17 protein-coding genes are annotated in these 19410 nt (G+C 73.9%); 11 read left to right on the top strand and 6 right to left on the bottom strand.

All coding sequences use genetic code 11. The features are described 5' to 3' along the window. Position 1 precedes the first annotated feature (1 nt). Positions 2-982: a DUF3068 domain-containing protein gene (locus OHA65_RS10715; protein WP_327282896.1), complete on the top strand. Its 981-nt coding sequence runs from the start codon at positions 2-4 to the stop codon at positions 980-982. On the opposite strand, the gene OHA65_RS10710 is transcribed toward OHA65_RS10715, so the two are convergent. Beyond that, a complete protein-coding gene (locus OHA65_RS10710; RefSeq protein WP_329313200.1) occupies positions 972-3653 on the bottom strand; it encodes an ATP-dependent helicase C-terminal domain-containing protein in 2682 nt (893 codons plus the stop codon). The genes OHA65_RS10715 and OHA65_RS10710 overlap by 11 nt on opposite strands. A gap of 4 nt (positions 3654-3657) precedes the next feature. Further along, positions 3658-4506 carry a class I SAM-dependent methyltransferase gene (locus OHA65_RS10705; RefSeq protein ID WP_327282894.1) on the bottom strand — a complete coding sequence of 283 codons (849 nt, stop codon included), beginning with the start codon at positions 4504-4506 and terminating at the stop codon, positions 3658-3660. Between the two features lie 359 nt (positions 4507-4865). Between OHA65_RS10705 and rpsA the strand changes: the two genes are divergently transcribed. The 4 genes from rpsA to OHA65_RS10685 all read left to right on the top strand — a co-directional run bounded on the left by rpsA (position 4866) and on the right by OHA65_RS10685 (position 8701). Continuing rightward, positions 4866-6374: a 30S ribosomal protein S1 gene (rpsA, locus tag OHA65_RS10700; protein ID WP_327282893.1), complete on the top strand. Its 1509-nt coding sequence runs from the start codon at positions 4866-4868 to the stop codon at positions 6372-6374. A gap of 162 nt (positions 6375-6536) precedes the next feature. Continuing rightward, entirely contained in the window at positions 6537-7475 is a 939-nt protein-coding gene (locus OHA65_RS10695; protein WP_327285608.1) for a PAC2 family protein, read from the top strand. 77 nt (positions 7476-7552) lie between these two features. Further along, positions 7553-8227, top strand: coding sequence for a dephospho-CoA kinase (gene coaE, locus OHA65_RS10690; protein WP_328762396.1), 675 nt, complete (start codon positions 7553-7555; stop codon positions 8225-8227). A 66-nt stretch (positions 8228-8293) separates the two neighbouring features. Next, entirely contained in the window at positions 8294-8701 is a 408-nt protein-coding gene (locus OHA65_RS10685; protein WP_327282891.1) for a tetratricopeptide repeat protein, read from the top strand. Between the two features lie 46 nt (positions 8702-8747). On the opposite strand, the gene OHA65_RS10680 is transcribed toward OHA65_RS10685, so the two are convergent. Next, positions 8748-9008, bottom strand: a complete 261-nt coding sequence (locus tag OHA65_RS10680; RefSeq protein ID WP_327282890.1) for a DUF6343 family protein — start codon at positions 9006-9008, stop codon at positions 8748-8750. A gap of 517 nt (positions 9009-9525) precedes the next feature. Between OHA65_RS10680 and OHA65_RS10675 the strand changes: the two genes are divergently transcribed. Together OHA65_RS10675 and OHA65_RS10670 are read left to right on the top strand one after the other, a co-directional pair. Then, positions 9526-12378, top strand: a complete 2853-nt coding sequence (locus OHA65_RS10675) for a DEAD/DEAH box helicase (RefSeq protein ID WP_405761784.1) — start codon at positions 9526-9528, stop codon at positions 12376-12378. Further along, positions 12375-13583 (top strand): SWIM zinc finger family protein, encoded by a 1209-nt coding sequence (locus OHA65_RS10670; RefSeq protein ID WP_327282888.1) that lies wholly within the window; start codon positions 12375-12377, stop codon positions 13581-13583. The genes OHA65_RS10675 and OHA65_RS10670 overlap by 4 nt, the downstream gene beginning before the upstream one ends. Here the strand turns inward: OHA65_RS10670 and OHA65_RS10665 are convergent. Next, positions 13564-14112: a hypothetical protein gene (locus OHA65_RS10665; protein WP_327282887.1), complete on the bottom strand. Its 549-nt coding sequence runs from the start codon at positions 14110-14112 to the stop codon at positions 13564-13566. The genes OHA65_RS10670 and OHA65_RS10665 overlap by 20 nt on opposite strands. Positions 14113-14239: 127 nt before the next feature. On the opposite strand from OHA65_RS10665, the gene OHA65_RS10660 reads away from it, so the two are divergent. Continuing rightward, positions 14240-14965 carry a chaplin gene (locus OHA65_RS10660; protein ID WP_371646551.1) on the top strand — a complete coding sequence of 242 codons (726 nt, stop codon included), beginning with the start codon at positions 14240-14242 and terminating at the stop codon, positions 14963-14965. Between the two features lie 11 nt (positions 14966-14976). Here OHA65_RS10660 and OHA65_RS10655 read toward each other — a convergent pair whose 3' ends face one another. Beyond that, entirely contained in the window at positions 14977-15735 is a 759-nt protein-coding gene (locus OHA65_RS10655; protein WP_329313194.1) for a DUF2293 domain-containing protein, read from the bottom strand. Between the two features lie 151 nt (positions 15736-15886). On the opposite strand from OHA65_RS10655, the gene OHA65_RS10650 reads away from it, so the two are divergent. After that, a complete protein-coding gene (locus tag OHA65_RS10650; RefSeq protein WP_405761782.1) occupies positions 15887-16297 on the top strand; it encodes a cupin domain-containing protein in 411 nt (136 codons plus the stop codon). 55 nt (positions 16298-16352) lie between these two features. Here the strand turns inward: OHA65_RS10650 and OHA65_RS10645 are convergent, their stop codons facing one another. Beyond that, the gene (locus OHA65_RS10645; protein WP_327282884.1) at positions 16353-17798 is read right to left on the bottom strand and encodes a WGR domain-containing protein; all 1446 of its coding nucleotides are present in this window, start codon (positions 17796-17798) and stop codon (positions 16353-16355) included. 91 nt (positions 17799-17889) lie between these two features. Here OHA65_RS10645 and OHA65_RS10640 point away from each other — a divergent pair, with 91 nt between their 5' ends. Both OHA65_RS10640 and OHA65_RS10635 read left to right on the top strand, forming a co-directional pair. After that, positions 17890-18543, top strand: coding sequence for a uridine kinase (locus tag OHA65_RS10640; protein WP_327282883.1), 654 nt, complete (start codon positions 17890-17892; stop codon positions 18541-18543). Positions 18544-18707: 164 nt separating this feature from the next. Beyond that, the gene (locus OHA65_RS10635; protein WP_327282882.1) at positions 18708-19373 is read left to right on the top strand and encodes a hypothetical protein; all 666 of its coding nucleotides are present in this window, start codon (positions 18708-18710) and stop codon (positions 19371-19373) included. Positions 19374-19410 lie beyond the last annotated feature (37 nt).

The raw sequence follows: 19410 nt of genomic DNA, 5'->3' as shown, positions 1-19410 counted from the left end.
CGTGCGACGCAGAGCGAGCCTCCTCCTGCTGGCCCTGGCGGTGTTCTGCGCAGCCCTCGCACCGCTGCTGCGCTGGTACGCGTACCCCCGGCTCGCCAAGATCCCGCCGAACCAGTACCAGGAGATGGTCCTGGAGGCGAAGGACGCGACCCTCCTCGACTACACCGCCGGCATGCAGCCGAAGAAGGTCGACAAGGTCACCATCGTCCAGACGCTGAAGGGCAACGTCGAGGCGTCGAAGGAGATCGAGGCGAGCGCCGGCAAGGACGTCGTCGTCTGGGACACCCTCTCGTACATCATGGGCCCGGACGGGAAGATGGTCTCCCAGATCCCCGAGCGCTACATCTTCGACGCCCACACCCAGGATCCGGTGCACGCCACCGGCGAGATGGTCGACGGGGACCCGGTCAAGCGCGAGGGCATCGAGTTCAAGTGGCCCTTCTTCACGGAGCCGCGCGACTACCTCTACTTCGACGCCCAGACCCGCACCTCTTCGCCGATCCACTACGTCGGCACGCGCACCTACCGGGGGATGGACGTCTACTACTACGAGCAGACCGTGCCGTGGACGAAGGTCTCCCTGCCGAAGAAGATGCCGATCGAGGGCATCGACCCCGCGACGTTCGAACAGAGCACCGGCACCAGCCTCTGGTACCAGGTCAAGGCGATGTTCTGGGTCGACCCGGTCACCGGGGCGCCCGTCAACGCCGAGCAGGTCATCGAGCAGGAGATGCGCGGCGGCATCGCTGCCGGTGCGCCCGACGGCAGGCTCACCGTCTTCGCGGGGCACGTGAAGATGCGCCAGGACTACGCCGATCACACCGTCGACCTGGTCAAGTCGAACCGTACGAAGGTCCTCGCGCTGCACACGTACGCCCCGTTCGGCCTGGCGGCCGGCGGGCTCGTGCTGCTCGGGCTGGCACTGTGGCTGGAGGCCCGCGGCCGCCGCGACGGCGGCGCGGGGGAGGGGCTCAGCGCCTGAGGCGGGCGTTGGTGTGCCGGGTGGGTTCGGCGGTCGCCGGATCCTCCGGCCAGGGGTGCTTGGGGTAGCGGCCGCGGAGCTCGGCGCGCACGGCGCGGTAGCCGCCCCGCCAGAAGGAGGCCAGGTCGGCGGTCACGGCTGCGGGCCGCCCCGCCGGCGACAGCAGGTGGACGAGGACGGGCACCCCGGCCACCCGCGGCGTCTCCGCCAGCCCGAACAGCTCCTGGAGCTTCACGGCGAGGACCGGCTGCCCGTGCTCGGCGCCGTAGTCCACCCGGATCCGGGAGCCGCTGGGCACCTCGATCCGCTCCGGCGCCAGCTCGTCGAGGCGGGCGGCCTCGCCGGTGGCCCAGGGCAGCAGCCGGTTCAGCGCCTGCCCGGCATCGATCCGCCCCAGGTCGGCGCGGCGCCGGGCCCGCGACAGCTCGGGCTCCAACCAGTCGTCGGCGCGGTCCAGCAGGGCGTCGTCGTCCGCGACGTCCGGCCAGGCGCCGCCGAGGGTGCGGTGCAGGAAGCCGAGGCGGGCCCGCAGCGCCTGCGCGTCCACGGACCAGCGCAGCAGCCCGAGGCCCTCGCTGCGCAGCCCGTCGCGGAGGGCGGCCCGCACCAGCGCGGGGTCGGGGTCGCGCAGGGGCCGGGCGACCAGCTCGATCACCCCGAGCCGCTCCACCGCCCGGGCGACGACGTCGCCTTCCTCCCAGTGCACCTCCACTCCCGCGACGAGGAGGTGCTCGGCGGCGCCGCGGGCGGTGTCCTCGTCGATGACGGCGGCGAGCCGGACCCGGGCGGACGCGGAATGCGGGCCCCGGTCGGCAACGGCGACGGCCAGCCAGGGCGCGCTGCGCAGCCGCGAGCCGTCGCCGAGCTCGGCCGCGGTTCCGCCGGCCATGAGGAACGCCCCCTCGCCCCTGGCCTTCGCCACCCGCTCGGGGAACGCGAGCGCGGCGACGAGCCCGGCGGCGCGGTCGTCGGACGGTACGGCGCCGGCCGGGAAGTCCCCCACCCACCCTTCGCCCCTTCTCCGGGGCTCCGCCCCGGAGCCCCGAAGGGCCGGGCGCTCGGCGCCCGACGGGAGGCTGCCGGGGGCGCGAGCCCCGGTCTCGGGCAGGGGTGGGGCAGAGGAAGGGCTCCGCACGGCGGAGGCCTCGGCGGCGGCCCGCGCAGTCGCGTCGCCGGACAGCGCGCGCTCCAGACGGCGGGCTTCCGCGCGCCAGCGGGCGGTGTACGCGTCACCGCCCGCGCGGGCCCGGCGCCAGGCTCCGGCCAGGTCGTCCCCGTACTCGCGCGGCGGCTCCTCGCTCAGCAGGGCCACCAGCTCCGCCGCCCGGCGGGCCCCCAGGACGGCGGAGCCGTCCAGCAGGGCCCGGGCCAGGCGCGGGTGCAGACCCAGCCGGGCCATGCGCAGCCCGCGCGGCGTCGGCCGGCCGACGCCGTCCACCGCGCCGACCGCGACCAGGACCTCCCGCGCCGCGGCCATCGCCCCGGCCGGCGGCGCATCCAGCAGCGCCAGGCCCGAAGCGTCCGGGTCGCCCCAGCAGGCCGCCTGCAGTGCGAACTGCGCCAGGTCGGCGATCCGGATCTCGGGGGAGGGGAACGCGGGCAGGCGGCCGTCCTCGGCCTCCGGCCAGCACCGGTACACCGCCCCCGGCGCCTCGCGCCCTGCCCGGCCCGCCCGCTGGCGCCCGGCCGCGCGGGACGCCCGTACGGTCGCCAGCGCACCCAGCCCCCGGGCGTGGTCCACCCGGGGCTCGCGCGCCAGTCCCGAGTCCACGACCACCCGTACCCCCGGCACGGTCAGGCTCGACTCCGCCACCGCCGTGGAGAGGATCACCCTGCGGTGCCGGGCAGCGGACAGCGCCGCGTCCTGGACCGCCGCCGGGGCCCGCCCGTGCACCTGGAGGACCTCCGCCTCCACCCCGGCCAGCTGTCCCGCGACCCGGGCGATCTCGCCGACTCCGGGCAGGAAGCACAAGACGTCGCCGCCGCGTTCCGCCAGCGCCCGCCGCACCACCGAAGCCACGTGCGTCAGCTGCGCCGGGTCCACGCGCATCCCGTGCGGCGGCCGCACCGGACGGGCCGGAGGCGCCCACACCACTTCCACCGGGTACGAGACGCCCTCGGCCTCCACCACCGGTGCGTGCCCCAGCAGCCGGGCCCAGCCGGCCGCGTCGGTCGTCGCGGAGGCCGCGACCAGGCGCAGCTCCGGGCGCAGGGTCTCCCGCACGTCCAGCAGGAACGCGGCGGCCGCGTCCGCGTCGAGGTGCCGCTCGTGGCACTCGTCCAGGACCACGACGTCCACCCCGGCGAGCTCCTGGTCCCGCTGGAGCCGCTGGAGCAGGACCCCGGTGGTGACGACCTCCACCACCGTGTCCGGCCCGGCCACCCGCTCGCCGCGCACCGTGAAGCCGACGGACTCGCCGACGGCCTCGCCCAGCAGCCAGGCCATCCGCCGTGCGGCCGCGCGGGCGGCGATCCGCCGCGGTTCGGCCACCAGGACGCGGCGGCGGGCGCCGGACCCCACGAGCCCCGCCAGGATCAGCGGCACCAGCGTGGTCTTGCCGGTGCCGGGCGGGGCGCAGAGCACCGCCGTGCCGTGGGCGTCCAGCGCGCAGACCAGTGCGGGCAGGGCCTCCCGTACGGGTAGGGCGTCGAGGTCGGCCTGGCGGATCAAGGCGTCAGTCCCTCTCGCAGACGAAGATCGCGGTGCCGGGGATCAGGTTGCCGCGCAGCGGGGACCAGCCGCCCCACTCCTGCGTGTTCCAGGCGGGCCACTCCGGTTCCACCAGGTCGACCAGGCGGAACCCGCCCGCGACCACGTCGCGGACCCGGTCGCCGATGGTGCGGTGGTGCTCCACGTAGACGGCGCGGCCCTGCTCGTCCTGTTCGACGTAGGGGGTCCGGTCGAAGTAGGAGGCGGAGACGGAGAGCCCCTCCGGGCCGGGCTCGTCGGGGAAGGCCCAGCGGACGGGGTGGGTGACGGAGAAGACCCAGCGGCCGCCGGGGCGCAGGACGCGGTGGACCTCGCGCATGACGTTGACGGGGTCGGCAACGAAGGGGACGGCTCCGTACGCGGAACAGGCCAGGTCGAAGGAGGCGTCGCGGAAGGGGAGCCGCCCGGCGTCGGCTTCCACCAGGGGGAGGTCGTCGCCGATGCGCAGGGCGTGCTGGAGCTGGCGGTGGGAGAGGTCCAGCGCCACCGGGCGGGCGCCCCGGGCGGCCAGCCAGCGCGAGCACTGGGCGGCCCCGGCGCCGATCTCCAGGACGTCCTTGTCCTTCAGGGAGTCCGCCGGGCCGAGCAGCGCGGCGTCGGCCTCGTCCAGGCCCTCCGGACCCCAGACGAAGCGGTCGTCGCCGAGGAACGCTCCGTGTTCGCTCTGGTACTCGTCGGCGTTGCGGTCCCACCAGCCCCGGCTGGCCCGGCTGCTCTCCGCGTCGCCGGCGTCACGCCGGGTGGCCTCGGCGTCGTCGCCGGCGTCGCCGTCGGCTCCGTGGCCTTCTTCGGGGGCGTAGTCCTCTTGGTTCATGGGGCCTGTCGTCGTAGTCTGCGGAATGAGTTCGGAACCAGGCGGGGGAAGGGCCATCCGTGCCCGCCCGCCAACGAATTGTGCCGGATATGCGGTGATCCGCCCGGGGTGTGCGCCTTCGCGCATTGACCCTGTCCGGCTGCCCCCGTATGCTACAAGTTGCGCTGCGAGCCTGTGCTCCTCAGACCTAGCAGGCTGCGCTTGCATCTGTTGATGACCCCTCGGTTTTCGAGGCCCGGTCCGCTTCACGGCGGAGTTTGGGCTTCCTTGGCTGTCCGGCTTCTTCGGCAGATGCCGATAAGGGCTCCCGGCGTAGCAGTACCTACGACTTTCTGTCCGTAACCGGAGCCCTTTCCCACATGACGAGCAGCACCGAGACCACCTCTACCACCCCGCAGGTAGCGGTCAACGACATCGGTAACGAGGAAGCCTTCCTCGCCGCGATCGACGAGACGATCAAGTACTTCAACGACGGCGACATCGTCGACGGCGTCATCGTGAAGGTCGACCGGGACGAGGTCCTGCTCGACATCGGTTACAAGACCGAAGGCGTGATCCCGAGCCGTGAGCTCTCGATCAAGCACGACGTCGACCCGAACGAGGTCGTCAAGGTCGGCGACGAGATCGAGGCCCTGGTTCTCCAGAAGGAGGACAAGGAAGGCCGTCTGATCCTGTCCAAGAAGCGCGCTCAGTACGAGCGTGCCTGGGGCACGATCGAGAAGATCAAGGAAGAAGACGGCATCGTCACCGGTACCGTCATCGAGGTCGTCAAGGGTGGTCTCATCCTCGACATCGGCCTCCGTGGCTTCCTCCCGGCCTCCCTCGTCGAGATGCGCCGCGTCCGCGACCTCCAGCCCTACGTGGGCAAGGAGCTTGAGGCGAAGATCATCGAGCTGGACAAGAACCGCAACAACGTGGTCCTGTCCCGCCGTGCCTGGCTGGAGCAGACCCAGTCCGAGGTCCGCCAGACGTTCCTCACCACCCTGCAGAAGGGTCAGGTCCGCTCCGGCGTCGTTTCCTCGATCGTCAACTTCGGTGCCTTCGTGGACCTGGGTGGCGTCGACGGTCTCGTCCACGTCTCCGAGCTGTCCTGGAAGCACATCGACCACCCGTCCGAGGTTGTCGAGGTCGGCCAGGAAGTCACCGTCGAGGTCCTCGACGTCGACATGGACCGCGAGCGCGTCTCCCTGTCGCTGAAGGCGACGCAGGAAGACCCGTGGCAGCAGTTCGCCCGGACCCACCAGATCGGTCAGGTCGTCCCGGGTAAGGTCACCAAGCTGGTTCCGTTCGGTGCGTTCGTCCGCGTGGACGAGGGCATCGAGGGCCTGGTCCACATCTCCGAGCTGGCCGAGCGCCACGTGGAGATCCCGGAGCAGGTCGTCCAGGTCAACGACGAGATCTTCGTCAAGGTCATCGACATCGACCTTGAGCGTCGCCGGATCTCGCTGTCGCTGAAGCAGGCCAACGAGTCCTTCGGTGCCGACCCGGCGTCGGTCGAGTTCGACCCGACCCTGTACGGCATGGCCGCGTCCTACGACGACCAGGGCAACTACATCTACCCCGAGGGCTTCGACCCCGAGACCAACGACTGGCTCGAGGGCTACGAGACCCAGCGCGAGACGTGGGAGCGCCAGTACGCCGAGGCGCAGGTCCGCTTCGAGCAGCACCAGGCGCAGGTCATCAAGAGCCGCGAGGCCGACGAGGCCGCTGCTGCCGAGGGCGCTGCCGCCCCGGCCGCCGGTGGCAACGCCAGCGCGGGCATCTCGGGTGGTTCCTACTCCTCGGAGTCGGACGAGACCTCGGGCGCCCTGGCCTCCGACGAGGCCCTGGCCGCGCTCCGCGAGAAGCTGGCCGGCGGCCAGAGCTGATCGCAGCGCATCACACCCCGGTGTGAGCTGAGCTGAAGACAAGGCCCGTCCCCCCCCAGGGGGGCGGGCCTTGTTGCGTTCCTGTGAAAGGGGCCAACTGGGGAATGGGGCAGCCGTCTTGGACGTTGAGCGCAGAGAAGACGGCGAGGAGGAGTGGTGACGGTGCTCGATCCACAAGGTTTGTACGAATGGGATGCCAAGGGCCTGGCAGTGGCGGACCTGGCGCTCGCCCAGGACTCGGCCGGGCTGGTCATGCTCTACCACTTCGAGGGGTACATCGACGCAGGTGAGGCCGGGGAGCAGATCGTGGAGCGGCTGCTCGACACGCTGCCCCACCAGGTCGTGGCCCGGTTCGACGCGGACCGCCTGGTCGACTACCGCGCCCGGCGCCCGCTGCTGACGTTCCAGCGCGACCACTGGACCGAGTTCGAGGAACCCCGGCTTGAGGTGCGCCTCGTCCAGGACGCCACCGGCGCGCCGTTCCTCCTGCTCTCCGGCCCCGAGCCGGACGTCGAGTGGGAGCGCTTCGCGGTTGCCGTGCGGCAGATCGTCGAACGCCTCGGCGTCCGGCTCTCCGTCAACTTCCACGGCATCCCGATGGGCGTCCCGCACACCCGGCCCGTCGGGATCACCCCGCACGGCAACCGGACCGACCTCATGCCGGGGCACCGCAGCCCGTTCGACGAGGCCCAGGTGCCGGGCAGCGCGGAGTCCCTGGTGGAGTTCCGCCTCGGCCAGGCCGGGCACGACGTACTGGGTGTCGCCGCGCACGTCCCGCACTACGTGGCGCGCTCCCCGTACCCGGACGCCGCGCTGACGGTGCTGGAGGCGATCACGGCGGCGACCGGGCTGGTCCTGCCGGCGGTCGCGCACGCGCTGCGCACCGAGGCGCACCGCACCCAGACGGAGATCGACCGGCAGATCCGCGAGGGCGACGAGGAACTGGTCGCCCTGGTGCAGGGGCTGGAGCACCAGTACGACGCGGCGGCCGGCGCCGAGACGCGGGGCAACATGATCGCCGAGCCGCAGGAGATCCCCTCGGCGGACGAGATCGGCCGCGAGTTCGAGCGGTTCCTGGCGGAGCGCGAGGGCGAGGGCTGAGGGACACCCCTGGGGCCGAGGGGCCGAGGGGCAGGGGGCCGTACGGGGGCCGGGGCGCGGGGTCTAGTCTGCTGGGCATGTTGAAGGTGGGCCTGACAGGCGGAATCGGTGCCGGCAAGAGCGAGGTCTCGCGGCTGCTGGCGGGGTACGGGGCGGTCGTCGTGGACGCCGACCGCATCGCGCGGGAGGTCGTGGAACCCGGTACGCCCGGGCTCGCGGCCGTCGTGGCGGCCTTCGGGGAGTCCGTGCTGACCGCCGGGGGGACGCTGGACCGGCCGAAGCTCGGGTCGATCGTGTTCGCCGACCCGGCGAAGCTGCAGACCCTCAACGCGATCGTGCACCCGCTGGTCGGGGCCCGGTCGGCCGAGCTGGAGGCCGCAGCGGGGCCCGACGCGATCGTCGTGCACGACGTACCCCTGCTCGCCGAGAACGGCCTGGCGCCGCTGTACGACCTGGTGGTCGTGGTGGACGCCGCGCCCGCGACGCAGCTGGCCCGGCTGACCGCGCTGCGCGGGATGGCCGAGGACGAGGCGCGGGCCCGGATGGCCGCGCAGGCCACGCGCGAACAGCGGCTGGCGGTGGCCACCCTCGTGATCGACAACGACGGGCCGCTGGAGGCCCTGGAGCCGCAGGTGCGCACGGTGTGGGCGGAGCTCATGGAGCGGGAGGCGGCCGCCGGCGCCGCCACCGGTACGGCCGGTGCCACGGATGCCGCCGGTGCCACGGATGCCGCCGGTGGCCCCGAGGCCTGACGTGCACATGGAATAGCGGGCGGGGCGCGGGGCGTTGAACGCGCCTGCAGAGGGAAGGAACAGACCGTGTCCGACACCACGCCGCCGCCCATACCGGCACCGCCGCCTCCACCGTCCGGCTCGTCCCCGGAAACCCACGTCATCGACTACCGGGCCGCCGAGCAGCTGCTGGCCGCGCGGGACCCGCGGGGTGCCGTGAAGCTGCTCGACTCGGTCATCGCCGCCCACCCGGAGAACACGGCGGCCCGGCTGCTGCGGGCCCGCGCCTTCTTCGCCGCCGCCCAACTGCGTCCGGCGGAGCTGGAGTTCGAGCTGGTGCTGGAGCGGGAGCCGGACAACGCCTTCGCGCACTTCGCGCTGGCCCGCACCCACGAGCGCTCCGGCCGGCCCGAGCAGGCGCGCAAGCACTTCCGGCTCGCGGCGGCGCTCGACCCCCGGCCCGACTACCTGGCGGCGGCCCGCTTCGAGGAGTAGGCCGGCCCGGACCCTGACTCACCGGCCCTGACTCACCGGCCCTGCCTCACCGGCCGTGCGGGGGTTCGTACGGGGGGACGTCCCGGCCCGGCTGGTAGTGCGGGCCCTGGTGGATGTGGTGCAGGACCACGACCAGGTCCACGAGCGCGAGCACGGCGACCGCCCCGCATGCGGCCGCCCACCCGGGACGGCCGACCAGGGAGAACGCGGCCGTCCCGGCGACGGCCCAGACGAGCCCCCACAGGCTCAGCCAGAACCGCAGCCGCAGCGCACTGCGGGCAGTCACCGGCTCGTTCCCGGAACGCATGGCCATCGCCTCAGGTCCATGGTCCCACCGGCGGGGCCGTGGCGCGCAGGCGCGGTGGCGGGGCCGTCAGGGGGACGGGGCGGCACGTGCAGGCGGCACCCCGGCACTCCGGCGCCCTGGCGTCCCGGCGCCCTGGCGTCCTGGCGTCCTGGCGTCCTGGCGTCCTGGCGTCCTGGCGCCCTGGCGTCCCGGCGTCCTGGCGACCTGGCGACCTGGAGACCTGACGTCCCGGCGTCCCGGCGACCTGGCGACCCGGCGCCCTTGCGCCTTGGCATCCTTGCACCTTGGCGATCCGGCACTCCGGCGACCCGGCGCCCTGGCACTCCGGCGACCTGGCGCCCCGGCACCTCGGCGCCAGGGCACTCCGGCACTTCGGCACTCCGGCACTTCGGCGCCACGGCGCCCCGGCACCCGGCGACCCGGCATTCCGGGCCGCGGGGTCGGCATCCGTGCAGCTCAGCGGCGTTGTCAGTGTCCGCGCCTAGACTTCGGGGGACGGGCGGACCGGTCTGGCCCGATGGCACCGAGGGGGAGGGGAGGCGACACCGTGACACCGCCGCAGCCGCTGGACGTGCTCCTGCGGTACCCCGCCGTGTTCCTCCCCGCCGCCGTCCCCCGCGAGGCCCGCATCGCCTTCTGGTCACCCGGCGGGGACGCCCTCCCCGAGCCCCCGGCCGGCACCCCGGGGACGCTCACGGTCGTACGGCCGCACGGCCAGGGCGTCCGCACCCGTACCGTCCCCTCCCTCGGCCTCTCCGTGGCCGACGCCCTGCCCCTGCTCGCCCGTGCCCCGCTCGGCGCCGGCACGCATCCGGCCACCCGCGCCTGGGGCACCGCCGCCCGCCACGGGCTCGTGCTGGTCGCCCGCGGCCGGCTGCTTCCCGGGGTCACCCCCGAGGGGATCGACGCCTGGCGGGCCGGCCCGCTCGACGCCGAGGACATCGGTCACCTGCGCGCGGTGGCCGCCGCACTCCCGAACGAGGGGTACGCCACCCCCCTGGCCGGGCGCCGCCCGCTCCAGTTGCCCGAGCCGGAGGCCCTGGTCCGGGCGTTCCTCGATGCCGTCGCCGACTGCCTGCCCCGCACCCCGGCCGCGCCGGTGGCCGCCGGGCGGCCGTTCGCCGCGCGGGAGCCGCAGCGGGTGCCCGGGATACAGGACTGGGCCGCGCAGGTCGCGGCCGGCGCCGATGCCGGGGTGGGGATCTCGCTGCGGCTCGACCTGTCCTCCTTCCGCCTGTTCGACGAGGCGGAGGAGGACACGCGGCGGGCGGGCGCCGCCGTCGTCCAGGTGCACAGCCTCGCCGATCCCACCCTCGTCACCGACGCCGGGCTGCTGTGGGCCGGAGCGGCCGCCGCCGGCTTCGGGCCGCGCGCCCGGATCGACGCCGTCCTGGCGCTGCGCCGGGCCGCCCGGATCTGGCCGCCGCTACTGCGCCTGCTGGACCAGCCCGTCCCCGATGCCCTGGCCCTCTCCGACCCCGAGCTCGAAGACCTGCTGGGTAGGGCCGCGGGCCGGCTGGCGGCCGCCGGCGTCCTGGTCCACTGGCCGCGCGAGCTCGCCCGTACGCTGTCCGCCACCGCGGTCGTACGGTCCACCGCGCCGGGCTCCGCCACCGACGGCACGGCCTTCTTCGACGCCCAGCACCTGTTCGCGTTCTCCTGGGAGCTCGCACTGGGCGGCGACCGGCTCACCCCCGGCGAGATGGACGCGCTGGCGCAGGCCCACCGGCCCGTGGTGCGGCTGCGGGACCAGTGGGTGCGCGTCGACCCCGAGCTGGTGCGCAAGGCGCGCAAGCGGGAGCTGGGGCTGCTGGACCCGGTGGATGCGCTGGCCACCGTACTGACGGGGACGGCCGAGGTGGAGGGTGAGCCGGTCGCGGCGGTCCCGGTGGGGGCGCTGGCCGCCCTGCGGGACCGGCTGACCGGCGAGCAGGCCCTGCTGCCGCAGCCCGCCGGGCTCAAGGCCACCCTGCGCGACTACCAGGCCCGCGGCCTGGCCTGGCTGGACCTGATGACATCGCTCGGCCTCGGCGGCTGCCTCGCCGACGACATGGGCCTGGGCAAGACGGTCACGCTGATCGCGCTGCACCTGCACCGGGACCGCCCCGAGCCGACGCTCGTCGTCTGCCCCGCGTCCCTGCTGGGCAACTGGCAGCGGGAGATCGAGAAGTTCGCGCCCGGGGTCGCCGTGCGCCGCTTCCACGGCGGCAGCCGCAGCCTCGACGGCCTGGCCGGCGGCTTCGTGCTCACCACGTACGGGACGATGCGCGCGAGCGCCGCCCGGCTGGCCGAGCAGCCCTGGGGCATGGTCGTCGCCGACGAGGCGCAGCACGTGAAGAACCCGCATTCGGCGACGGCGAAGGCGCTGCGCACGCTCCCGGCGCCGGCCCGCGTGGCGCTCACCGGCACCCCGGTGGAGAACAACCTCTCCGAGCTGTGGGCGCTGCTCGACTGGACCACGCCGGGGCTGCTGGGCCCGCTGACGGCGTTCCGGGCCCGGCACGCCCGCCCGGTGGAGCACCAGCAGGAGGAGGACGGCGGCAACGAGGCGGCGGTCGCCCGGCTGGCCGCGCTCGTACGGCCGTTCCTGCTGCGGCGCAAGAAGTCCGACCCGGGGATCGCCCCCGAGCTGCCCCCGAAGACGGAGACCGACCATCCGGTCTCCCTCACGCGCGAGCAGGCCTCGCTGTACCAGGCCGCGGTGGACGAGGCGATGGCCGTGATCGAGGCGAGCGAGGGCATCGAGCGGCGCGGCATGATCATGAAGCTGCTGGCCTCGCTCAAGCAGATCTGCAACCACCCCGCGCAGTACCTGAAGGAGGAGCAGCCCCGGATCCCGCACCGCTCGGGCAAACTGGCCCTGCTGGACGAGCTGCTGGACACGATCCTCGCGGAGGACGGCTCGGTGCTGGTCTTCACCCAGTACGTGACGATGGCCCGGATCATCGAACGGCACCTGGCGGCCCGGGGCATCGACCACCAGCTGCTCCACGGCGGAACCCCGGTGGCGCGCCGCGAGGAGCTCGTGGACCGCTTCCAGTCCGGCGAAGTCCCCGTCTTCCTGCTCTCGCTGAAGGCGGCGGGCACCGGGCTCAACCTCACGCGAGCCGGGCACGTCATCCACTTCGACCGCTGGTGGAACCCGGCCGTGGAGGAGCAGGCCACCGACCGCGCCTACCGGATCGGCCAGACCCAGCCCGTGCAGGTCCACCGGATCATCGCCGAGGGCACCGTGGAGGACCGGATCGCCGAGATGCTGGAGGCGAAGCGGGCCCTGGCCGACGCCGTGCTCGGCTCGGGCGAATCGGCGCTGACCGAGCTGACCGACCGCGAGCTGGCCGACCTCGTCTCCCTGCGGAGGCCCGCATGATCACCGCGCGCGACGACCGCCGCCGCACCTTCGAGACCGTGCCCGCCGGGGCGCAGGCCGCCAGCTGGTGGGGCAGGGCCTGGGTGTCGGCGCTCGAAGCGGTGTCCCGCGACCCGGCCCGCCTGGCCCGGGGCGGTGCGTACGCCTCCGAGGGCCATGTCCAGGCGGTCACCGTCACCCCGGGCCGGATCGTGGCGTACGTGCGGGGCAGCCGGGCCCGCCCGTACCGCACGGAGCTGGCCCTGAGCCCCCTCTCCGACACCGAGTGGAGCGAACTCCTGGAGGCGCTGGCCGGCGACCCCACGGCCCTCGCGAGCCTGCTTGAGCGAGAGGTTCCGCAGTCCCTGGCGCAGAGGCTCCTGCCCGGTGCGGGCGAGCTCGTCCCGCGCTGCTCCTGCCCGGACACCGCCCGTCCGCCCTGCAAGCACGCCGCGGCCCTCTGCTACCGGGCGGCCCGCCTCATCGACGAGGAGCCGTTCGTACTGCTGCTCCTGCGCGGCCGGGGCGAGCGGGAACTCCTCGATGAGTTGACCCGCCGCAATGCCGCCCACGCCGCCCGCGAACAGCCCGACACCGCATCGGACTTCCCCGGCGTGCCGGCCCGCGCCGTGCTGGCCCGCACCACCGGCCTGCCGCCGCTGCCGGCCCCGTTGGCCGCGCCCGCCGCCGCGGGCCTCCCGCCCGCCTACCCGGCCGACCCGGCGGCCCCAGACCCGCTGGCCCTGGACCAGCTCGCCACGGACGCCGCCGCCCGCGCCCTCGCGCTGCTCACCACCGCCGAGGACCCGATCGCCGGCCTCACCCTGTGGCAGGACGCCGTCCGCCTGGCCTCCGCACACCACACCGCCGGCCTCACCGGGGCGGCCCGCACCCTCTACCGGGACCTGGCCCGCGCCACCGGCCGCACCACCACCGACCTGGCCCGGGCCGCCGCGGCCTGGCGCCAGGGCGGGCGGCCCGCGCTCGCCGCGCTCGAAGAGCCCTGGGACCCCCCGGCGGGCCCCTTCGACCGGGCTCGCCCGGCACTCCTCGCCGCGTCGCAGGGCGCCTTCCGCCCCGAGCACAACCGCCTCACCGCGCACACCCGCCAGCTCAGGCTGGGCCGCGACGGCCTCTGGTACGCCTACGAGTCCCGCCCGGACACCGAGGACTGGTGGCCCACCGGGAAACCGTCCCCGGACCCGCTCACCGCCCTGCGCCACTGACTTCCGCCGCCCACCGCGTCAACGTGGTGAAGTCGCGCTCGCGCAGACCGTGGCGGGCGTGGATGCGCAGGAGGAGGGCCGGGGCCGGGTGGTGGGCCGCGATCCAGGCGCGGTCCTGCGGGGTGATCATGTCGTCGACCCAGGCGAAGGGGCGGCCCGCTGCCCAGTCGAGGAGCGGTCGGGTCTTCCAGAACAGACCGTCGGGGTCGTCGGCGAACAGTTCCGGCCACTCGATCACGGGAAGGTCGGCGGGTAGTCCGATGTGCGGGGCGATCATCGTGTTGGCCTGGTGCATCCAGGCGGTGGCCCACGTGAGTTCGAAGGGCAGGGCCAGCAGACGGGCACCGTGCGCGGGGTGCAGGCGGACCCGCAGCCCGCGCCGGGCGGTGCGCGAGTCCGGGTCCTGGTGGGACATCCAGTCGGCCGGACGCATCCGGTGACTCGTGTATCCCCGCAGGCCCGCCAGTCGGGACCGGAAGGGGTTGAGGGGGCCGTCCACGTCGAGGAGCAGGAGCGGGCGATCAGTCATGAAGTAGGCAGTACCCAGTACACGATGGGGTGAAATGCCTACCGGCTCTATAACCCGAATGGGTTTACCGCGTTGTTTCCGGTGCGGGTGCAACACCCGCGAACTCCTCCGGAAGGCAGGGAAACTGATGCGACACAGTCGTCGTAATGGCTTGATCGCGGCGGTGGTTGCGGGCGGTGGACTGGCGGCCGCGGGTGTCAGCGGATTCGCCTACGCCGATGCGGACGCGGGCGGGACGGCCGAGCGTTCGCCGGGGCTGCTGTCCGGGAACCTGGTGCAACTGCCGGTGCACACCCCGGTGAACGTGTGCGGTAACACCGTGAGCGTGATCGGCTTGCTCAACTCGGTCGCGGGCAACCGCTGTACCAACGACTCCGGCCGCAGCGGCGACGGGCGTTCGGGGACGGTGTCCTCGCATCCGTCGCAACCGGGATCCGGGAGCGCGGCCGGCAACGGGACCCGCTCGGGCGGGGGAGCCCACGCCGAGGGGCACGGAAAGGATTCGCCCGGGCTGCTGTCCGGCAACGGGATCCACCTCCCGGTCGATGTCCCGGTCAACCTCAGCGGCAACTCGGTCAACGTCGTCGGAATCGGCAACAGCGCCGCCGGCAACACCTCCGTCAACGGTGACGTGCCCAGAGGCGGCAAGCCGCCGCAGCCGCAGCCGCAGACGCCCGTCGTCGAGCAGCCCGTCACCCCGCCCGTCACCCCGCCCGTCACCCCGGCCGCGCCGCCGCAGCACGGCCCGGCGCTCGCCCACACCGGCTCCGACGGAGTCGGCTACCTGCTGCCCGGCGGCGGCGGGATGCTACTCGGCGGCGTGCTGCTCTACCGCCGCTTCCGCCTGCGGTAGTAGGCCGCAGGCTAGGGGCCCGACCCCGACCCGGACCCGCCCGCGGGCGCGAAGGCGGGCGCCGGCACGGAAACGGGCGGGCACGGCGAGGAGTCCGGTGGGGAAGTGGGCGGGGGCGGCGGAGCCGTGCGCCAGCCGCGCAGGATCGCGTCGATCCGCGCCGCCAGCCGGGCCCGGGCCGCGAACCGCGGGATGCCCGCCATCAGCAGGGCGTCGTACTCGGTGTCGGCGTGCCGCACCGCCGCCCGGACCGCCATCGACACCGCCTGTTCGTCCAGGGCCCGGCCGGCCGCCGTACGGCCCACCCGGCCGCTGCCGCGCACCGAGGCATGGCCGGCGATCGCCGCAGCCCGTTCGGCCGGGCAACCGGGGAACAGCCGCCGGATCTCCGCGGCGAAGGCCGCGGTGAACCGGGTGTCCTCGACCGTGCGGCGCAGCCGGTCCCGCTCCCGGCGGCGGGCCCGGGCCTCGGCGTCCGCGAGGCAGGCGCGCTCAGCGCGCTCCAGCGCGGGGTCCTCGACCAGAAGCCCCTGGCGCTCGTAGCGCCGCCGCCGCTTGTTGAAGCGGACGACGACGGCGCAGAGCGAACTGCCCTCCCGGGCCCGCCGGGTGAGCGCGGCATCGCCGCGCGGTAGGTAGACCAGGTGTCCGAGGTCGGCACAGTCCAGGCAGCGGGGCACGCTGGCCTCGCGGACGAGATGCCGCAGCGGCCCCTGGCGGCACTGCGCGCAGTGGATCTGCTTCTGCGACTCGAACACCACGAGGCTCATGACGAGGTGATACCGCCGTCCGGTCGGCTTATCACCTCGCCACGAAGAGGGATCCGGGTTCCACCAACTCTCGCTGGATGTCCGGAAGTCCCTTACGGTGGGGCGTCGGGGCTGCGGAGGGCCGTGATGCCCGTGGGGGAGGGGCGCACACATGGCTGGACGGCAGACGACGGCACGGCTCGTGAGAGCCGCGGAAATCACGGAAGTCGCAGCAGCGGCAGAAGGCGCGGAAGGCGCGGCGCAGCATCTCGCCGGCCGCGAGGTCGTCATAGAGCCCGGCGCCTGCACCGGCTGGCACTTCCACCGCGTTCCGCTGATCGCGCTCGTCAAGTCCGGGACGCTGACCCGGATCCTGTACGACAACTCGACCGTCGTGCACCGGCCCGGGACCAGCTTCGTCGAGCCGCCCGGCATCGAGCACCTCCACCTCGGCCGCAACCTCGGCACCGTGCCGGTCGTGCTGTACGTGACCTGCACGCTAGCTGAGGGCGAAGCCTTCTCCATACCCGCGGACGCCCCGCCCGGCGCCACCCCGTGCGCCTGCCGGGGCCTGCTCCTGTGAACCCGCCCCCTGTGAAACCGCCTTCCGCGAACCGGACTCCTGCGAACTACCCCGCTCAGACCAGGCGGCGTATCTCCCCGCGCACCCGGTAGAAACCTCCCGAGGCCGCGTGTAGCCCGTCCACCACGTACCGGGCCCCCGGCTCCCGGATCCCGCGCGGGAACTGCACGTTCCACGAGGGCTCGAAGCCGCCCGACACCACCTGCACCCGGACCCGGCCGCCCCGCTGCACGCACTCCACGACCACGCCGTCCGCGGGCGCCGCCGACACCGAGACCGTCGCCACCGCCGAGGCGGAAGCCGCCGGCGTGAACACGGGCAGCGCAGCTGCCGACTTCACATCCACGGCGGTCGGCACCGAGCCCCGCTGGGCCGCGAGGATCGCCGTCTCGCTCGCGTCCATGCAGATCAGGGACCCGTCCGTGGTGACCAGGTACAGCCGCTCGTCCAGGTACTGCATGGACAGGGCCGAACCGCCTCCCGTGCCCAGCTTCCACACCCGCCGCCCGTCGGCGTCGAAGCAGTACACCGAGGCGGCGTTGTCGGCGGCGAAAACGTGCCGCCCGTCCGGCGAGGTCGCGCACGCGTACACGGCGGAATCGCAACGGTACGAGGCCTCCTCGGCGCCCGTCGCCTTCGACAGCCGCTGCACGGTGTGGCGTCCGGTGCCCGCGTAGACCGCGTCGTCCTCCTGCCAACCGAAGAGCACGTTCCCGTTGGTCGGCCGGTGCCACAACTGCGCCCCGCCGTCGGCCGCGTACGCCGTCACGCCCTTGTTGTGCCCGTGGTAGACCGCCCGCTCGTCCGCCCGGACCATCCACGCGTTGGCGCCCGACGACCGCCGCGACCACTGGAACTCGTCCTCGTGGTCGATGACCGTCAGACCGCCGTTGCAGTCGGACACGCTCAGTACGCCCTCGTGGATGTCGAGCCAGAAGATGTCCACGTCCGCCGCGATGTCGTAGGCGCCGAACGGCACCTTCGAGGACAGGTCGTACACCGTGCCGTCATCACAGCCCGCGTATATCCAGAAGTCGTCCGCCACCAGGCACTTCACCCCGTCCGGCAGCGAGTACCGGGCCAGTACCTCGCCCGCGTGGCTCAGCGTGTAGACGTCCCCCGCCTGGTTCCCCACCCAGCAGCGGTCCTCGTCCACATGGATCCCGAACGCCGAGGAGCCCGTACGGAACCGCCACAGCACCGGGGCCACCGCACGCGCCGTCGACGGCGCCGAGGCGACCTGGCGGCGCGTCACTGAACGGGGCGCGCGCTGACCGACCACGGCCGGCACGTACCCCTTGCGGACCTTCTCGCCGATCTTCTTGGCGGCGGCTGCCCGGGCCTTCTCGACGGTCGGGAACGACGAGCTCTGCAGCTGGCCGTCCGCGCCGATGCGCCCGTACCGCACCGAGACGGCCGTGCCGTCCACGGTGACCTCGTAGAACTTGTGCGCCCCGCCGCCGTCCTGCGACAGTTCCAGATACGTCGTCTCGCGAGCCATGACAGACCCCTCCCCAAGGTCGGGCCAACGGCTCCTTCCCGCCGGTGATCCCTCGTGAAAAACGCTAAGGCCGACCACTGACAATGGGCCCGTGCAGCTGGAAGCGATCACATGGCAGCGGATGGCCGAGCGACTCGCCGGTCATCTGGACGAACACAAGACCTCCACCGGAACCGGGACTTGGCAGCGCGTGGGCATCGACGGCGCGCCCGCCGCAGGCACCGACGTCCTCGCCGGCCTCCTCGCCGACGCGCTGCGGCTGCGCAGCCGCCCGGTCCTCGTGGTCCCCGCCGGGGGATTCCTGCGGCCGGCCTCCCTGCGTTTCGAGTTCGGCCGCGAGGACGTGGACTCCTACCTCGGTGGCTGGTACGACACCGCCGCGCTGTGGCGCGAGGTGTTCGGCCCGACCGATCCCGGCGGCACCGGCCGGGTGCTGCCCGACCTCTGGGACCCGGTGACCGACCGGGCGACCCGCAGTCCGTACGCCGAACTCCCGCCGGGCGGCGTGGTGGTCGTGCACGGCCCGCTGCTGCTGGGCCACTGGTTCCCCTTCGACCTCAGCGTGCACATCCGGCTCTCCCCGGGGGCGCTGGCCCGCCGCACCGAGGAGTCCGCCCGCTGGACCCTGCCCGCCTTCGCCCGCTACGAGGCGGAGACCGACCCCGCGGCCCGGTCCGACGCGGTGGTCCGGGCCGACGACCCCCGCCACCCCGCCTGGACCGGTCTCACCGGCCCCACCGGCTGACCTGAGGGCCCGCCCCGTCACGGACGTCCGGGATCCGCAACAGCGCCATCCCGGCTCCGTGACGAACGGGATCCGGCCATCGCCGCGGGCCGGAACGCGGCGCTACGTTGACGGCACGCTTCGACGGCGGCCATCCGGTGGCGCCTTGGCAGAGGGAGACGGCGATGGACGGACGCGGCAGAGCGGTTCAGGGTCCGAGACGGCTGCGGCGGCAAGCCTGCGCCGCCGCTCTGGTGCTGTGCGGAACCCTGGCCCTCACGGCCTGCAACGGCGACGACGGCGCCGCGGGAGCGGGAGCCGCCGGTACCACCCCCGGCGCGAGCGCGGCGACCCCGTCGGCCACTTCCGTCTCCTCCGCCCCGACAGCCGCGGCGACCCCGTCCACACCCGCGGCGACCCCGTCCACACCCGCCGCCTCGAAGAAGCCGGCCCCGACCGCCACCACCGCGGCCAAGCCGAAGCCGCCCGCTCCCGGGCCCACCTGCGCCCCCAAGTCGCCGGTCTCGCCGGATGAGATCGCCGTCTACCGCTACACCCCCGAGGGCGGCGCCCTCAGCCTGATCGTCAAGCACGGGAACTGGGGCTGCCCCGTGCCCGGAGGCACGACGCCCTTCGTGACGGTCGGCGAGGAGACCTACATCCCGGTCGCCGACGACGCCGAGATCACTGCCATGGCCCCCATCCTCTCCGGTTCCGTGAGCAAGCCGATCACCGCGCACGAGCTCACCTCGTGGCTGGAGACCCATCCGAACGAGGGCCTGGTGTTCCACTACAACGTGAACCACAGGGGCATGATCGAGACCCTCGGCCAGGAGGAGTACATCCCGTAGCCGCCGCCCGCCGCCCGCCGCCCGCCGCTGCCCGGGG

The sequence above is a fragment of the Streptomyces sp. NBC_00045 genome (genome assembly GCF_045041095.1).
Classification (GTDB): domain Bacteria; phylum Actinomycetota; class Actinomycetes; order Streptomycetales; family Streptomycetaceae; genus Streptomyces.
This window is presented reverse-complemented; position numbering and strand designations above follow the sequence as displayed.

Excerpts from the sequence above, each read along its gene's own strand:
- OHA65_RS10670 (WP_327282888.1), top strand. The coding sequence starts at position 12,375 with ATGATCACCGCGCGCGACGACCGCCGCCGCACCTTCGAGACCGTGCCC.
- OHA65_RS10675 (WP_405761784.1), top strand. The coding sequence starts at position 9,526 with ATGGCACCGAGGGGGAGGGGAGGCGACACCGTGACACCGCCGCAGCCG.
- OHA65_RS10655 (WP_329313194.1), bottom strand. The coding sequence starts at position 15,735 with ATGAGCCTCGTGGTGTTCGAGTCGCAGAAGCAGATCCACTGCGCGCAG.
- coaE (WP_328762396.1), top strand. The coding sequence starts at position 7,553 with ATGTTGAAGGTGGGCCTGACAGGCGGAATCGGTGCCGGCAAGAGCGAG.
- OHA65_RS10645 (WP_327282884.1), bottom strand. The coding sequence starts at position 17,798 with ATGGCTCGCGAGACGACGTATCTGGAACTGTCGCAGGACGGCGGCGGG.
- OHA65_RS10650 (WP_405761782.1), top strand. The coding sequence starts at position 15,887 with ATGGCTGGACGGCAGACGACGGCACGGCTCGTGAGAGCCGCGGAAATC.
- OHA65_RS10705 (WP_327282894.1), bottom strand. The coding sequence starts at position 4,506 with ATGAACCAAGAGGACTACGCCCCCGAAGAAGGCCACGGAGCCGACGGC.
- rpsA (WP_327282893.1), top strand. The coding sequence starts at position 4,866 with ATGACGAGCAGCACCGAGACCACCTCTACCACCCCGCAGGTAGCGGTC.
- OHA65_RS10680 (WP_327282890.1), bottom strand. The coding sequence starts at position 9,008 with ATGCGTTCCGGGAACGAGCCGGTGACTGCCCGCAGTGCGCTGCGGCTG.
- OHA65_RS10665 (WP_327282887.1), bottom strand. The coding sequence starts at position 14,112 with ATGACTGATCGCCCGCTCCTGCTCCTCGACGTGGACGGCCCCCTCAAC.
- OHA65_RS10635 (WP_327282882.1), top strand. The coding sequence starts at position 18,708 with ATGGACGGACGCGGCAGAGCGGTTCAGGGTCCGAGACGGCTGCGGCGG.
- OHA65_RS10660 (WP_371646551.1), top strand. The coding sequence starts at position 14,240 with ATGCGACACAGTCGTCGTAATGGCTTGATCGCGGCGGTGGTTGCGGGC.